We start from the raw sequence: 17,133 nt of genomic DNA on the forward strand, positions 1-17,133 counted from the left end.
CCTAAAATGATAAAATAAAATAAACCGCCAACAGAACACATAAAACCAACACAACACACCAAACAAGCAGTGTAAATCTGAGATTTCATTTTTGACCAAATGATATGCAACCACTGACAAATCAAAGGTTTACATTGTTTTTCATTTGTTCTGCAAATGTGAAAATTTGCAGTTTAAAAGTTTGTGCTTTATAAAAAGAGCCGAATTTGCAATCACACATACAATTCAACACAGAGAATAATTATGAGCAATCTGAGAAGTGGTACATTGCTTGGCCACCCTAAAGGTTTGTTTCTACTGTTTGGTACAGAACTTTGGGAACGATTTTCTTACTATGCCATGCGCGCGATTTTGGTGCTTTATCTTACAGATAAAACCATCAACGGCGGCCTTGGCTGGTCGACTCAAGACGCACTCAACCTCTACGGCATCTACACCGGTCTCGTCTACATCACTCCTCTAATTGGTGGATGGATTGCCGATAACTTCCTTGGCCAACGCCGCGCTATCATTATTGGTGGTGTTCTGATGGCTCTCGGCCAGTTCACACTGGCACTACCAAATAGCATGGTCGACCCGCACTCAGTGACAGCTTTCTACCTGGGTCTGGGCCTGCTGATCATTGGTAACGGTATGTTCAAGCCGAACATTTCAACCATGGTCGGTGACTTGTACGAAGAAGGCGATAACCGTCGTGACGGCGCTTTCACTATCTTCTACATGGGTATCAACCTTGGTTCTCTACTTGCGGGTATTATTGCAGGTGCTGCATCAGCTGCTTACGGCTGGAAAGCTGGTTTCCTGACTGCCGGTATCGGTATGGTTATCAGCCTGGTTACTCAGATGGTATTTGCTGAGCGTCTACTGGGCAATATCGGTAAAGAACCGGCTGCCAAGCGTGCTGCCGCGATGAACAAATCCGGCAAGCAAGAGCCGCTAACCAAGCAAGAACGCGATCGCATGAAAGTTATTATGATCATGGGTCTGTTCGTGGTTATTTTCTGGGCTGGCTTCGAACAAGCCGGTGGTCTGATGAATATCTTCTCTCAGCAGTATACTGACCGTATGATTGGTAGCTTCGAAGTACCAGCAGCATGGTTCCAGTCTCTGAACCCGTTCTTTGTAATCACGCTTGCTCCGATCATCGCTTCTATCTGGGTAAAAATGGGTCCTAAAGAGCCAAGCTCACCAATTAAATTTGCGATGGGTCTTTTCTTCCTTGCACTAGGTTTCCTATGCATGATCGGTGCGGTTATGCAGCAAGGTGGCGATCTTACTGTTAAGACATCAATGATGTGGCTAGTAGGTGCATACTTCTTCCACACACTAGGTGAGCTTTGCCTATCACCAATCGGCCTGTCAATGGTAACCAAACTTGCCCCGCTACGCCTTGCATCTTTGATGATGGGTGCATGGTTCGGCTTTAACGCAATTGCTAACTATGTAGCCGGTATCATCGGTTCACAAGTGGGTGAAGCAGGTCCAATGGCTATCTTCAGTGGTATTGCAATTGCCGCAACGATTGCCGGTGTACTGCTACTACTTTGCTCAAATCAGCTTATCCGCTGGATGCACGGTGCAGAAGGTAAAGTAGTCGAAGAAGAAGCAACAGACGCGAAACCTGTTGAAGCATAAAAATATACGGGACTAGTTCCTAAGTAAAAGCATAAAACGCAAAAGCGAGAGCCATTGGTTCTCGCTTTTTTGTCTTTGGGACCTGCGGTGTTCAAAAGTCCCCAGGAACTAGGACCCGCACTTAAAAACCACACCGCTTTAAAGTAAGGCTGAAACTGGCCGAACCAATTTCACTGAGAGATAGTCGACCTCCGGATTCGGAAAGCGGTAAATGGATGGTGTCATTTTGGTAGGCATTATTACCAAGCCAGGGCTGAGCAACCAGCTCTTTATTACCTTCACTGGTTTGCAACATTGCAGCCAAGCCTGTTGATGTGACAGACAAACTCTTGTCGCAGGCATCAAAAATGCCAAACAGGGCTTTGATCGGCGCGGCATAACCTGAATGCTTCATCCCTTTTTCAATCAATTGAATCAAGCTGCGGATATCATGTTCATCGGCCATCCGGGTACGAAGGAAATCATTAAAGAAAGCCCGAATAAGCAAGGTGGTCGCGGTGCCATTGTCGTTATCTGTTGACGAGTCGACAAGGTAGAAGGCCAAACGTCCATCCATGAGCCAGGTATAATCCAGTAGCACAGGCTGGACATCAGTCGACTGCAGAACACAATAATTCAACTGCCAGTCTCCCTGCTTAGACTCTGTCTCCGGCATCAGGCCCAGTAACAACTCGCGAGCAGCCCGCGGGTTGGCCTTGAGCTCTTCAATATGCCATTCCAGCTCCTCATCGACACAACTATCATCGTCTCCAATCCCAAACCACTGACTAGAAAAATCTCGATTTTCCGTCACCGAATCTTGAGACTTCAGCACTGACAGCATGGCTGACTTCAGCACCATGATGTTATCCAACGGCTTGATCAGAAAATCCTTTACTCCGTGGCGAAGCGCCGTGGCAACATCTGCCATATCACCGGTGCCAGAAATGACAATAATCGGCACCATCGGATACTGCACGGAGATCTCTTCAACAAACTCCATCCCGGTCAATACCGGCATTGCCAAGTCACAAAGTAGCACATCGGGAATGCTGTCTCTTAACGCTTGCAACCCGGCCAGCCCGTCTTCAGCTTCACGCACTTTACAGCCCTGGCTCTCAAGGAAACCAGTGATCATTCTGCGAAAAACAGGATCATCTTCAACCACGAGAACATCTTTATCCTCAAGCAAAGGTTGTGCCCTCCATGAATGATGATTATCTTTTCCCTGAGTATGCTCAGGACGACATACGGATTTATCAGAATGCGTGTGCATGAAAACTCGAATTGCTAACCAATCTATCAAAAGCATAGGCCGGAATTAATATTCCGTCATAACTATCGCAGCTTTCAGCTCGTAAATTATTGGATTATGCAACCTACTTCAAAAATTAACCTTTTCAAGGCATAAAGATCGCCCTTTTTAGTAGGTAGAACCATGTTGATATTGATTTACAGCAAAACTTGTTACGATAGTGACACCTCATAGCACAATTTGTTATACCATTCTCCGATTATTAGTTTTCAGTGATTGTATGACTATGAAGCTTGACGATTTAAATTTGTTTCGTATGGTTGTTGAACACGGCAGCTATACTGCCGCCTCCCGTAAAACTCAGGTTCCAGTTGCCACATTAACACGACGGATCCAAGCCCTGGAAGAGTGCCTAAGCATTCGCCTGTTAAACCGTCACGCGCGAAAACTTTCACTGACAGAGGCCGGACAAAAATTCTATGATGATTGTAGCCCTCTGCTGCAACAACTGGTCGATACTACCGAGCACATTAGCGAAGAGTGCAAAGGAGCAGCTGGCAAGCTAAAAATTGCCGCTCCATCCAACCTGACCAAAGTGATGCTGCAACCAATGCTAAATGCGTTTATGCAGGATCACCCGGCAATCAGTATTGAGTTGCATATGAGCAGCGAGCCGGAGCAGCTTGATCCGACAGATTGGGATGTTATCTTCCGGGTCGGTCCGCAGCGCGACTCAACACTGATTGCCCGGCGTATCAATTCGGTCAAAGATATCCTGGTCGCCAGCCCGGATTATCTGAGAAATAACGCCGAGCCCAAGCATGCCCAGGACCTCCATCAGCACTCCCTGCTCAAGGGCAAGCCATTGCTTCGCTGGCGCCTGACCGACAGTAACGGCGAAACCGTCACGGTAAATGAACGGGGACGTTTTGAGGCCAACCAACTTAATGTTGTGCGCAAGGCGTGTGCAAGCGGCCTTGGTATCACCCTCATGCCGGATGTGATGCTGGAAAAATATATCGCCTCGGGTGAGCTGGTCCGTATTCTTGAAAACTGGTCGGCCAACCCGCGAGAAGTCTACCTTCTCTATAACCACCGCGATTACCAGCCAGAAAAACAGCGTCTGTTTATTGAATTCGCCAGCGAATATTTCAAGCTATAACCCTACCTGATAGTTCTTCCACCACCAGCCGGAATGTCCGGCTGGTGAGTACCAATTTCTTGCCAAGCCTGATAACCCCGACTAAACGTTAATAGACTGAACAGAGCAATTGGCTGCCCTTTTTCGAGGCATAGGAGCCAGTGACACTTGATACAAAGGACTCCTAATTGTCCTGTTCAGTAAGGACTAAGAGCACAATCGAGATTTGGGGAAAGTGTTCTTTGAACCATTAATCTTATCGTGCGGAATCTCGCACAAGATAACGGGGAAACGTTATGATTCTGGGACATTTATTTGGGCTGTATACACACCCGAAACAAGAGTGGCGTACCATTGACAAGGAGCATGAAGGGTTCCAAAGCAGCCTTTCTCATATCTTGCTGATCGCCTTGCTGCCACCGACCTTTGCCTTTATCTCCAGTGTCTTCATCGGCTGGCGAATTGGTGTCGGTGAGCCTATCTTCCTCACCCAATCCAGTGCATTAGGCATGTCTGTTGCTATGTATTTTGCACTTATTGCCGGTGTCTTTGCTCTCGCCTACCTCACTTATTGGATGAGCCATACATTCGGTTCAACGCCGACCTATACCCAGGCGCTCGAACTTGCCGCCTATACGGCAACACCGCTGTTCATGGTCAGTATTGCAGCCATTTACCCACAGGTATGGTTCCTGATGATTGCTGGTCTGGCCGGGATCGCCTACTCGGTGTATCTGCTTTATACCGGCGTTCCAATTTTGATGCATATTCCTGAAGAGCGCGGGTTTATCTATTCCAGCTCCATTGTGACTTGCGGTCTGGTTCTACTAGTATCGATTATTGCCGGCTCGGTCATTCTCTGGAACCTCGGACTGGGGCCTCAGTTTAGTCATTAAATGGAAAGAGCTAAGGTTCGAGAAACGAGTGCTTGGAAAGAGCAAATAAGAGATTGAGAAAAAGCTCCTCCCTCTTTTCAAGGGGGAGGTTGGGAGGGAGTTAACCCCAACCCAACCTCCCACCTTCACAAAGAGAGGTAAAGGACTACACGCCTTCGTTATGCAATTCCAGGTTTGCCAGATCCTGCTGAATAGTACGCTGAGTCTTGGAATCTTCGCTACGCAATGACTCCAGATATTCAAGGTACTCCTGATTGACATCACCAGTCACATAACTACCACTAAATACCGAGGCTTCAAACTGCGGGATATCCGGATTCCCTTCCAGTACCGCTGACACCAGATCATCAAGATCTTGGAAGATCAAACCATCAGCACCAATCATTTTGCAGATCTCGTCTACCTCGCGACCGTGAGCAATCAGCTCGTTGGCACTTGGCATATCGATACCATATACATTCGGGAACCTGACTTCCGGCGCTGCAGATGCCAAATACACCTTGCGAGCTCCCGCTTCACGGGCCATTTCGATAATTTGCTCTGACGTAGTACCGCGAACAATGGAGTCATCCACCAGCAGAACGCTCTTGTCCTTAAACTCGGAGCGTATGGCATTGAGCTTACGACGGACTGACTTACGACGCATTTGCTGCCCCGGCATGATGAAAGTCCGGCCAACATAACGGTTCTTCACAAAGCCCTGACGGTACGGCAAATCAAGACTGCGAGCGATTTCGAGTGCACTGTCGCAAGAGGTTTCCGGTATTGGGATCACGACATCAATGTCCAAATCATCCCATTCCCGCTTAATCTTCTCACCAAGCTTGGTGCCCATCCGGACACGGGCGCCATATACTGACACCTTATCGATAAAGGAGTCAGGGCGAGCAAAGTATACAAACTCGAAGACACACGGGTTTAGTGTAGGGTTATCTGCACATTGCTCGGTGTAGAGCTCACCGTCGAAGGAGATATAGACAGCTTCGCCAGGTGCCACATCGCGGACAAAGTCAAAACCTACCGCATCGAGAGCCACTGACTCCGAGGCAACCATGTACTCCGTTTTTCCGTCGACTTCACGCTTGCCCATACAGAGCGGGCGAATACCATGCGGGTCTCGAAATGCAATAATACCGTGGCCGATCACCATAGCAACAACCGCATATGCCCCCTTGACGATCCGGTGGACTTCACGCACGGCTTTGAAAATATCAGTTGGGTTTATTGGGTAGGACTGGGCATGTTCGAGTTGATTTGCGAGGACGTTAAGGAGAATTTCCGAATCAGAGGTCGTATTGACATGACGCCTAGCCTGCTCAAACAATGTCTCCCTGATTTCGGCCGCATTGGTGAGGTTACCGTTATGCGCCAATGAAATACCGTAGGGTGAGTTGACGTAAAACGGTTGTGCTTCCGAGGCACTGGAACTTCCCGCCGTCGGATAACGGACATGACCGATACCGACATTGCCCTGAAGGCGCTGCATATGCCTCGCTTCAAAGACATCACGTACCAAACCATTTGCTTTTCGCAGACGGAAACGATTGCTTTCCAGGGTAACAATACCAGCGGCATCCTGGCCGCGATGTTGTAGCACGGTCAGTGCATCATAGATAGACTGGTTTACCGGGGTTGAACCCACGATTCCGACAATACCACACATGTCCTAATTCCTCGTCACGCATTAAGTGCAATTATAACAGCCTACCCATATCACGCTTATCAGCAGGGGTCGGTATCTGCCGCCCCTGATAACAATCAATGAATAAACTGTCTAAATACCGATGCTACAGTGCACCGGGCAAAAAGCTTGATGTGTCTTTGAGGTAAGTGAAGAACCATTCAATCACGACGCCGAACTGCGGGATCAACTGCGACTCTTTCCACCAGTCAGCACTTGCAAACCCTGTAAACGCATCGATGAAGAATAACAGAGCAGAGACAATCAGTACTCCCCTCACTCCGCCAAAGACAATTCCCAGAACCCGATCTGTCCCAGACAGCCCCGTTTTCTGTACTAACTGTCCTATTACATAGTTCACGACCGCACCGACAATCAGTGTGGCAATAAACAATGCTGCGATGGCACTACCGTTACGTAGCATCTCATCCTGTATATTCGTAAAGTACGCTGCCAGCTCGGTATAAAAATTACTGGCGATGAAAAAGGCAGCGAACCAAATTACCAGTGACAAGGCTTCCTTGACAAAACCACGAATCAAACTGACCAGTGCAGAGAAGCCTATTACGCCTAAAATTACGTAATCAATCCAGATCATCATTTGTTATATTCATCTTGTTGGTGCGTATTCTAACAGAAAAAATGAGAACGCAAACGTTTACCTAAGGGTTTAGTGGGTTAAATCTGAGCAATCGGCCCTTCAGGCCGGTTAATTTTTCCAAATCTTTGAGCTGGGTAGAAAGCTTGGATTTTGATACATCCGGCCCAACAACAACCCGCGCCAGATCACCTTGCTGAGGCTGCTTGGGAAAAACATGTGCCTGGTAACCGGCATCACGTAGCTTGCTGACTAGTTGGTTAGCGTTGTCGAAATTGCGAAAGACGCCAAGTTGTACAACCCAGCCGCTATCTTGGTTGCCTACCTTTGGCTCAGTGACAGGAACAGGTTCAACCTTGACCGTTCCACGCTCCGAAGCAGTATTGCTCGACTCAGGCTCATCAATCACGACGGTCACAGGCTCCGGCGGCAAATCGACCTCGGCAAACTCGGGCTCGGGGATCACTTCAAACTCCCCTTCCTCGCCAATTTCAGGCTGAAGCGGAATACTGGCAAACTGTTCTTGATAATGCTGCTTCTTGCCATCAAACAAGTCAGGCAGAAAAATAACACCGATCGCCACCAAAATAATGGTACCGACCAAGCGACTTTGGAATTTACTTGCCACGTCTACTCCTGGGTTGATGCTAAGTGACTGGAAATCTGACCGACAGTGTAAAACGAGCCAAATACGATTACCATATCCTCGTCGCCAGCCTCTGTCAGCGCTGTGTCATAAGCTTGTTCCGGCGTTGGGTAAGGCTGACTATCACCCGGCAAGTGCGCAATAATTTCATCAGCAGTCGCCGCCCTTGGCCCTTCAAGCGACGCAGGGTACCACTCATCAACAATATCGTGCATCTCTGCCACCGTTGCTGCTATATCCTTATCGTGCAGCATGGCTACAACAGCATGAATACGGCCTTTGTTTTCGCGCTGCTTAACTAACGCCAACTGCCGAGCAAAGTACTGTGCTGAGTGGGGGTTATGTGCCACATCCATAATGACGAGCGGTGATTCGGATACACGCTCCATTCGGCCAGGCAGTGACGCCTTTGCCAGACCATTAGCGATGTTCTCATCACTGATATCCAGCTCGGCAGCGCCCAGGGCCATCAGTGCCGTTGCCGCATTGGGCAGAGGAAGAGACGGCAAAGGTAAATCATTAAGATCAAATGCTCCGCAGTGCCAGCTCCAGCTATTCTCTGACTGCTTGTAGTCAAACTGATAACCAACCTGATATAGCTTGGCCCCAATATCATCAGCATGAGCAGGAACGGTTGCCGGAGGATTAGGCTGACCACATATTGCAGGCTTCTGTGATCTGAAAATGCCCGCTTTCTCATAGCCGATCACTTCAATATCGTCACCCAGCCAGTCGACATGATCAACGGCCAGGCTGGTAATAACCGATACATCATGATCAACAATATTAGTGGCATCAAGACGTCCGCCCAATCCCACCTCCAAAATAACCACTTCAACCTGATGGCGTTTAAATAGCTCCAGAGCAGCCAGCGTGCCAAACTCGAACAGGCTCAAGCTTACTTCCTGACGGTACATCTCGATGGCTGCAAATGCTCTGCTATGTTCATCATCGGCCAGCTCGGCGCCGCTGATGCGGACACGCTCATTATACCGAACAAGGTGAGGAGAACTGTAGACACCGACCTTGTATCCGGCATCCAGCAAAATAGCTTCCAGAATTGCACAGGTAGAGCCCTTGCCGTTAGTGCCGGCAACAGTAATTACATGCGGTGCGGGTTTCGTTAACTGGCCGCGCTGAGCGACACGTGAGGCGCGATCTAATCCAAGATCAATGGCACTGGTATGGAGGTTTTCTAAATAAGTCAGCCAATCGGCTAATGGAGCGGTGGCTAGTGGTGCTGTCAGTCCGGACATTTGTTATCGTTCTAAATTAATACCTATGATAGGTACTAATTTAACACTGAACCGAGTTTGAATTCATGTAAAGAGAGGAATAAATTCGCTCAACACATCACTTGTGCACTTTACTGATAGCTTTAACTATCAACCAAACCCGGTTCAATGGCAGAAAACGTTATTCTTTCTCGTTATCTGCTTCTTTTGTCTCTGTCTCTTCAGCCTGAACTTCCTCGGCAACAGCCGCAGGCGGAACAACAGGCACAACCATCGGCGACGTTGAATGAGTCAGCTTCGCGATGATACCACCAATACGTTGGCGCATTTCTCGACGATCGACAATCATATCAATCGCACCGTGCTCAAGCAGGAACTCACTGCGCTGGAAGCCTTCAGGAAGCTTCTCACGGACTGTTTGCTCAATAACACGCTGACCGGCAAAACCAATCAAGGCTTTCGGCTCACCAATGTTGATATCGCCCAGCATTGCCAGACTTGCTGATACACCGCCCATGGTCGGATCAGTCAGTACAGAGATAAATGGCAAGCCCTTGTCAGACAAGCGCTCCAGTGCTGCACTGGTTTTCGCCATTTGCATCAAAGACATCAGCGCCTCCTGCATACGGGCACCGCCACTGGCAGAGAAACAAACCAAGGCGCAGTTATTGGCGATTGCTTCATCGACAGCTTGTACAAACTTGGCACCGACCACAGAGCCCATTGAGCCACCCATAAAGGAGAACTCAAAAGCACACGCGACCAGAGGTTGGTCCAGTAACGTACCTTTCATTACAACCAGTGCGTCTTTTTCGCCACTGTTTTTCTGCGCTGCAGAAAGACGATCTTTATACTTTTTCGAATCGCGGAACTTCAGCTTATCCTGCGGCTCCATCTCTGCGGCGATTTCAACCTGACCTTCAGTATCAAGGAAAGTTTCAAGGCGGCGACGCGCCTTCATACGCATATGGTGATCACACTTAGGACAAACTTCTAAGCTACGTTCCAGGTCTGCGTGATAAAGCACTTGTTCACATGATGTACATTTGGTCCATACGCCTTCAGGGATGGACGCTTTTCGAGAAGAAACAATGTTGCTTTTGATCTTTTCAAGCCAGCTCATGAATGACCTTTCATCTTCTTATTTCCCGGCTATATAGCAGAGAATTATAAATTCGTTAATTTACCGAGGTGGAATTAAAGCACAAAGTTGTCGATCTGTAGATAAAAAACTGGTTGTACTAGTTGCTAAAGGGGAACTAGATCCTAGTTTATTCCCCCGGGCCTTCTGTCAGTCGGGCAAAAACAGCGGCCCAATCGGCGCTCTTGGCAACCCAAACTCTTCAGGGTAATCAACATCAACCAAATACAAACCTTCAGCTTTCGCCGTTGCACCCGCCAGAGTGCGATCTTTCTGCTCCAGTAACCACTTCATCCATTCAGGTTTTTCTTCACCGCGGCCAACCTTAATCAGGCTCCCGGTGATATTTCGTACCATATGGTGTACGAACGCGTTCGCCTTGATATCAATAATGACAAAGTTGCCCTGGCGAGACACATTCAGGTGCATTAGGTTACGCCAAGGACTACGAGATTGACAATACACAGCACGGAAGGATGTGAAGTCATTCTCACCCAGCAAATACTGACCAGCCTCTTGCATTTTCTCTACGTCGAGCTCGCCATGATAATGGCTTACCCCTGTCCCCAAAATAGCGGGACGTAGTGCATGATTATAGATGATGTAGCGATAGCGGCGAGCCGTGGCCGTAAAACGGGCATGAAACTCATCATTCACTTCAGCCGCCCAGCGAACAGCAATATCTTTGGGCAAATTGGCGTTAGCGCCCATGGTCCAGGCAACCATCTTACGCTCGACGTCAACATCGAAATGGACAACCTGGCCCGTTCCGTGTACCCCTGCATCGGTACGACCGGCACACTGTACTTCAACAGGCTGGTTGGCGACTTTACTCAGCGCTTTTTCCAGACGCTCCTGTACGCTATCAACGTCACGTTGACGCTGCCAGCCATAATACTTGGCCCCATCGTATTCGATACCTAAAGCTATTCGCATAATTTACTTCGTTCTTACTGTCGGCGCAGCTGGCCTGTTATCAAGGAGTGAGGGATTATAGGGAAAAAAACAGGCGCAGCCTAGGGGGAAGAAACGAGGTTCAGAGAACGGGCAAAAGAAAAGCGGAAGCCGTGGCTTCCGCTTAGGTAAATATGTGGCCTTAGGCCATAGAACCGCTCTTACCTGGCTCTAGGAATAGGAACTACTAGGATCTCGATCCTCGCACCTTGTCTAACAGCCCCTTAGCTTCGCGTTTGATCTGAGCATCACCATTACTGGCAACCTCTTCCAACAAGCCAAGGGCACCTTCGCTGTCGTTCATCTCAAGATAGGCTTTGGCCAAGTCCAGCTTGCTGGCATATTCCCCCTGGCTATCGACATCAAATGCAGCCACATCAGAAAGTACGTCCGGGAACTCATCAAGGCCGACTTCCAGATTTAACGGCTCCTCTTCAACATCTACCGGGTCTTCAGACTCAATGTCTTTCATGAGCTCGTCAATACTGATATAAGCTGGTGAATTATCAGCCTCATCAACCAACTCACTACCGCCGATATCATCAAGCAAGGCCTGTGATTCCGCTTCAGCCAAAAGCATTTCGGTATCAAAAGCAGCCACGTCTTCAATTTGCATTTGTGGCTGTTCAGCCCAATTCTCTGTCTCTAGCACAGGTTCAGGGCTGGTTGCCGCCCAGATTGCCGAATCTTCTTCTGGCATCTCAAGCTCTGAGCCAGAAAAGCTCGAATACTCGTCATCGCCATCAAAGGAGTTTGACAACAACTGTTCACGCTCGGCTTCAAGCTCATCCTGATAATCAAAGCTTGGTCTTGCGTCAATGTCGTCAGCATTATCAGCAGCAGATTCATTCAAATCCGGACGAACAGGCTCCGGCAAACTATCGTCAGTAAGACCTTCTTGTTCAGGCTCAATAACGTCACTCAAAGCTGAGTCAGCGCTAATTGCTTCTTCCGTACCATCGAAGTCATCGACAACATCTTGAAGAACACGCTCTTTCTCTGGCACTAAAGGCTCAACAGGCTGCGTTTGTGAAGCATTGTCAGTCAGCGGGTCTTCGGCCGCCGCACCATCGATATCAGAAAACGCCTCTTCGGGATCACTCAAAAGAGCCGCCATATCTAATCCGGCGGAGTCAACAAACTCATCATCAAACATATCTGCCGGTGGCGTTTCAGGCTGGAGCGGTTTTGCGTCCTGTGGCTCTCTTAGCCCTTGCTCTACTTCGTATTGCTCGAGTTCATGCTGTTCATCGAAAGACGCCTGCAAAGCTTCATCTTCGCTAAACTCTGGCAGTGAGCTTGGGTCAATACTCTCGAACTCAATATTTTGCTCACCATGAATAGATGCTGGTGCGGGTTCTGCCGGTTCCGCCTCCAACTCTTCAGACGGGCTTTGTTCCGCCTCTGGCTCATGGCTATCAGCCTGGACAGCTTCGGCGGCCTGCTGCAATTGCTTGACAATATTATCAAACGCCTGCTGCTCTTCATCTTCTGACAGCGGCGATGATAGCTCCTCGAGCTCTTCCGCTTCAGGGTCATTAAAAGCCGCTTCTTCGTCAAACTCAGGCAGATCATCAAGGGTTAACGGTTCCGGCGCTTCCAATTCAGGTTGCTCGGCAAACGCTTCTTCCTGTAACGCTCTTTCCTGTTGCACGTCTTCCTGAAGTGGCTCTTCTTCTGTCCAGTCTTCCAGCGAGGCATCGAGTAAATCATCAACAGATTGATACTCTGACTCATCAACAGCAGACGGAGCTTCTGGTGCTAGCTCTTCTGATACGGATTCAACTGGCGCAAGATCAGGAGCGGCAACATTTTCCGGCTGGGCAGCTTCGGCTGCCTGTTGCAGCTGCTTAACAATATTATCAAGCGCCTGCTGCTCTTCATCTTCTGAAAGCGAAGGCGATAGGTCCTCTAACTCTTCTGCTTCCGGATCATTGAATGCCGCCTCTTCATCAAACTCAGGCAGATCATCAAGGCTTAACGGTTCCGGCGCTTCCAATTCAGGTTGCTCGGCAAACGCTTCTTCCTGTAACGCTCTTTCCTGTTGCACGTCTTCCTGAAGTGGCTCTTCTTCTGTCCAGTCTTTCAGCGAGGCATCGAGCAAGTCATCAACTGACTGATATTCAGCTTCATCGGCCATTGCCGGAATATCAACATTCAGGTCTTCTGACGCCAGACCTTCCACAGCTTGGTCTTCAGTTACAGATGTCTGAGGCTGCGCGGCTTCCGCAGCCTGCTGTAGCTGCTGAACAACATTATCAAGCGCTTGCTGCTCTTCATCTTCCGACAATGATGACGGTTGCTCATCAAATACTTGTGATTCAGGGGCGTTGAATGCCGCCTCATCATCAAACTCAGGCAGATCATCAAGGCTTAACGGTTCCGGCATGAGAGGTTCAGGTTGTTCTTCCTGAATGCCCTTGTCCAGAGCCTCGCTTGCATAAGCCTCTGTAACGGCAGGCTGTTCTTCTTGTGTCCAATCGATAGACTCAAACTCAGGTTCACCGTCAAGTGCCAGCGCTTCAGCTTGAGGCTCAGTGAGCGGCTCTGGTTCTGCCAATACCACTTCGTCATCTGAAACAGGTAAGTCATCCGAACTGTCAACAGTCAGTGCCTTTTCGTCTGGCTCGATCTCTGTTTCATCAGCGACGCTTTCAATTGAACTTGGCTTATTTTCAACACTTTCTTCGGCATCATGCTCCTGAGTGACTGTATCTTCAGCGTCTTGCGCCTCAAGGCCAGGCTCTTTAACACCAAGCTCCTCAGCACCAGCGTCAATTGCATCGAGAGCAGGGCCTTCCTGAGCTGATTGCTCTGGCTGCTCCTCAAAGCTTTCCAATAGCTCATCAACACTACGACCAAGCACTTCAACATCATCGGCTTCAGGTTCATCCAGCAACCCTTCAACATCCGCCAGCAACGCATCAATTTCATCGGCTTCTACCGGCTCTTGCTGTGGAAGTAACTCGCCTTCCTGTTGTTCTGCATCCGCTTCGGTCTCTAACACAGGCTCCTGAGCAAGCTGTTGCTCTGGTTCCTGAGTGATCGCATCAATAAGCTCCTGCTCTTGAATAGATTCTGCAACAGGCTCAGATACAGGCGCAGGATCAGCCTGAGGTTCCGGATCCGGTTCTGCAGGCTGCTCATCCAACGCCTCATTGAATATCTCGGCAAAGGCCGACTGTTCAGGCTCAGGGAAATCGGCATCAGGTGCTTGCTGTTGCTGCGACAAAGCGTCTTCGCTGTCGGGTACCGGCTCAAACTCTGGGTCTGATGAATCAGTCTCGAAGATCTCGGGCTCTGACACATCAGCTCCCATTCTCTCGCCAGGCTGTTCGTCGATATCTTGCAGTTCGTCGTTACCTTGTTGCTCATCGATGGCTTGTTGTTCATGAGTGCCTAGCGTCTCATCTAGGCCTTGTAATTCGGGTTCCGAAGCAGATAGCTCAGGAAGGCTGCTATGCTGAGCAAGAATATCATCCAGCAGGTCAGTGCTATTCTCATCAATAACGACATCATCAAGGTTCAGCTCATCTTCATCCTTGAGATTGGAATCGGATGTTGATAAACCATCGTTGTCGACATCATCAAGGTCGTCATCAAGATCATCAACCAACTCGTCCAGTAATGCTGTGCTGTTCTCATCAATGGATACGTTCGGATTGAGCAGATCATTGGTGTCATCGTCACCAAGCAATTCATCAAGCAGTGCTGTACTGTTTTCCTCGACCTCGACTTCAACCTCAGTACTTAACTCATCGTCTTCTTCTATCAGCTCATCGAGCAATGCCGTACTGTTCGCTTCAAACAAAGCGTCAATATCATCTTCGTCAACAGCTTCTGACTCAACGGCAAACATCGCATCAGCATCAGCTAGCGCCTGATCAACAGCGGCTTGCTGCGCAGCCTCTTCGACAGCTTCAGTTTGTTCTGAACTAACCGGCGACGGAGATTCTGGGGTATCTTCCACTTCAACTGAATCAAACAATGAATCCAGATCATCCTGATCAACCACCTGCTGACTTGCATCTTCTTGCGCAGGCTGATCGTGACTTTCCTGCTCCATTTCAACTTCTGATAACAGATCATCCAAGATAGACTGGTCAAGCAGCCCATCCTCAATCTTCTGCTCTCCGAGTAAATCATCATCCAAGCCGACTGTGCTGTCATCAGAAAGATCAAAACTGTCTTCATCATCGCCTTCGCTTTGAAGCGACTGTTCCCACATTGCGGCCAGAGCTTCATCCGAATTAGGCTCTGAGGTCTGATCCATTTCATCCAGCGCTCGCTCCATGTCCTGGAGTCCAATCGCCTGCTCATCACCTTTCACCGAGATACTGCTCGGGGTCAGGCCGCTATCAATCTCGAATTCATCGCTACTATCTGTAGACAAATCGAGCATATCAATAGAATCGACTGCTTTATCCGACTCGCCAGAGAAGAGGCTCTTTTCAGGATCATCAAACAGCGAGTCGTCATCGCCCCCGAAAAGGTCGTCAATATCATTGTCATCGCTGAGCGGAAGCTCCGGGTTAACCGCATCATCCTCAGGAGGAGGGACCATTGCTGGCTTTTGTTCCGGGCTGTCTAGGGATTTAACCTCATCGTCACCCTCTTTCTTGCGTCTTAGCATGAAGAAGGCCAATGCACCTGCAATCAGAGAACCAGGAAGGAAGGCAACTGCAGCTAACGCCCATGGGTTGGCTATCAGGCTGTCAATCCATGATGTTTTCACGACAACCGGTTCAACTGGCAGGGCTTTCTGCTGCTGAATAAAGCCTTTGATTTGCTCTCGAAGGATCTCATCACTGCTGATCTGATCTTTCAATGCCGTAACTTCGTGCTGCATCTCAGCAAGGCGAACCCGCAATAAATGATTGCTTTCCAAAAGCTTGGTCATTTGGACGTCAGACGCATCCAGCTGCGCCTGAAGAGCCGTAGGCTTAAGCGGAATTCCCCCTTTCGGGCTTTGTGGTGCCGATGACGAGCTAGCCTCACTGCTCACTTTAGGAGCGGCTTGACTCACTATCTCTTCTTTTGCGACATCTGGCTTGGGAATCGGCTGGGCCACTACGGTTGGTGCCGGCGTATTAGCTCTTGGTGCTGGGGCACTAGAAGGTGCAGGCGTAGATGTCTGACGTGACTGACGGCGCTGGTCTGCGGCCAGGCGACGCTTGACGCTATCAATGTTTTCCTGGCGGATCTGCCCCAGACTCGGAATGGTCAGCACACTGCCGGGGATCAGACCATGAATATTATTTTGTTCGAAAGCCTGTGGATTGGCGCGGTGGATCGCACCGATGACCTGATAGACCGACACCTGACTGTTCGGGCGGTTACGGGTTGCAATAGACCACAGTGTCTCATTATTGGCTGTCGGCCCATAGCGAGTCGCAGAAGAACGGTTTGATGAGGTATTCCGAGCTGTCTCAACAAGCGTTGAAGGCTGCTCATCAGCAGCTGGGCCAACAATACGTACCGTATTGGCCTGAACCGGTATATGGAAGGCTGCACTGGCGAAAATAACCGGTAATAGTAAGCGTTTTATCATAGTCGATAGGTCAGACACTGCCTGCTGTCCTCTCTGGCAGGGAATAATAAAGTCGTTTCGAGTATCGCGCGAGTTGAACCGACAATCGAAGTCATGGCGCTAAGCATAATGAATCTATCGACCACACATCAAGACTCTTGAGCGGTAATTGAGGGTTGTTGCTCAAAGGAAGGGCCCCTGCATCAACAATACTTGATGTAGTCAAAGAAAATTCCTCCCTCTTTCAAGGGAGTGGTGGAAAAAGGATTCAACCTCACCCTAGCCCTCCCCTTCATAAGGGGAGGGAACAAGTACCTGTACAGACCGGATACATCATTTGCAAAATAAACCGGAAACATAGTTTACATAAGTTACAGACTACATAGGCAGGAGGACTGTCTATGGCTTGGAATGAGACTTGTGTAATGGATTTAAAAATATC

At 49.0% G+C, this 17,133-nt stretch carries 11 protein-coding genes; 3 read left to right on the forward strand and 8 right to left on the reverse strand.

Features of this window, described 5'->3' with window-relative positions; genetic code table 11:
* Nucleotides 1–243 precede the first annotated feature (243 nt).
* Entirely contained in the window at nucleotides 244–1,635 is a 1,392-nt protein-coding gene (locus tag MHN01_RS04335) for a peptide MFS transporter (protein ID WP_239410200.1), read from the forward strand.
* Nucleotides 1,636–1,756: 121 nt separating this feature from the next.
* Here the strand turns inward: MHN01_RS04335 and MHN01_RS04340 are convergent, their stop codons facing one another.
* The gene (locus tag MHN01_RS04340) at nucleotides 1,757–2,806 is read right to left on the reverse strand and encodes a response regulator (RefSeq protein ID WP_239410208.1); all 1,050 of its coding nucleotides are present in this window, start codon (nucleotides 2,804–2,806) and stop codon (nucleotides 1,757–1,759) included.
* Between the two features lie 349 nt (nucleotides 2,807–3,155).
* Between MHN01_RS04340 and MHN01_RS04345 the strand changes: the two genes are divergently transcribed.
* Together MHN01_RS04345 and MHN01_RS04350 are read left to right on the forward strand one after the other, a co-directional pair.
* Nucleotides 3,156–4,031 carry a LysR family transcriptional regulator gene (locus MHN01_RS04345; protein ID WP_075764231.1) on the forward strand — a complete coding sequence of 292 codons (876 nt, stop codon included), beginning with the start codon at nucleotides 3,156–3,158 and terminating at the stop codon, nucleotides 4,029–4,031.
* A gap of 275 nt (nucleotides 4,032–4,306) precedes the next feature.
* Nucleotides 4,307–4,906, forward strand: a complete 600-nt coding sequence (locus MHN01_RS04350) for a Yip1 family protein (RefSeq protein WP_239410201.1) — start codon at nucleotides 4,307–4,309, stop codon at nucleotides 4,904–4,906.
* 145 nt (nucleotides 4,907–5,051) lie between these two features.
* Here the strand turns inward: MHN01_RS04350 and purF are convergent, their stop codons facing one another.
* The 7 genes from purF to MHN01_RS04385 form a co-directional block, all read right to left on the reverse strand.
* A complete protein-coding gene (gene purF, locus MHN01_RS04355; protein ID WP_239410202.1) occupies nucleotides 5,052–6,569 on the reverse strand; it encodes an amidophosphoribosyltransferase in 1,518 nt (505 codons plus the stop codon).
* Nucleotides 6,570–6,693: 124 nt separating this feature from the next.
* Nucleotides 6,694–7,185, reverse strand: a complete 492-nt coding sequence (locus MHN01_RS04360) for a CvpA family protein (protein WP_075764229.1) — start codon at nucleotides 7,183–7,185, stop codon at nucleotides 6,694–6,696.
* 64 nt (nucleotides 7,186–7,249) lie between these two features.
* Nucleotides 7,250–7,813 carry an SPOR domain-containing protein gene (locus MHN01_RS04365; protein WP_239410203.1) on the reverse strand — a complete coding sequence of 188 codons (564 nt, stop codon included), beginning with the start codon at nucleotides 7,811–7,813 and terminating at the stop codon, nucleotides 7,250–7,252.
* 2 nt (nucleotides 7,814–7,815) lie between these two features.
* Complete coding sequence (folC, locus tag MHN01_RS04370; protein ID WP_239410204.1) at nucleotides 7,816–9,087, reverse strand: bifunctional tetrahydrofolate synthase/dihydrofolate synthase; 1,272 nt, start codon at nucleotides 9,085–9,087, stop codon at nucleotides 7,816–7,818.
* A 160-nt stretch (nucleotides 9,088–9,247) separates the two neighbouring features.
* On the reverse strand, nucleotides 9,248–10,189 hold the full coding sequence (accD, locus tag MHN01_RS04375; protein ID WP_239410205.1) for an acetyl-CoA carboxylase, carboxyltransferase subunit beta: 942 nt from the start codon (nucleotides 10,187–10,189) through the stop codon (nucleotides 9,248–9,250).
* A gap of 168 nt (nucleotides 10,190–10,357) precedes the next feature.
* Nucleotides 10,358–11,143 (reverse strand): tRNA pseudouridine(38-40) synthase TruA, encoded by a 786-nt coding sequence (gene truA / locus MHN01_RS04380; RefSeq protein ID WP_239410206.1) that lies wholly within the window; start codon nucleotides 11,141–11,143, stop codon nucleotides 10,358–10,360.
* A gap of 205 nt (nucleotides 11,144–11,348) precedes the next feature.
* On the reverse strand, nucleotides 11,349–16,730 hold the full coding sequence (locus tag MHN01_RS04385; RefSeq protein WP_239410207.1) for a FimV/HubP family polar landmark protein: 5,382 nt from the start codon (nucleotides 16,728–16,730) through the stop codon (nucleotides 11,349–11,351).
* Nucleotides 16,731–17,133: the final 403 nt, after the last annotated feature.

Origin of the sequence: Photobacterium sp. OFAV2-7 (genome assembly GCF_022347985.1) — a bacterium.
Classification (GTDB): Bacteria; Pseudomonadota; Gammaproteobacteria; order Enterobacterales; family Vibrionaceae; genus Photobacterium.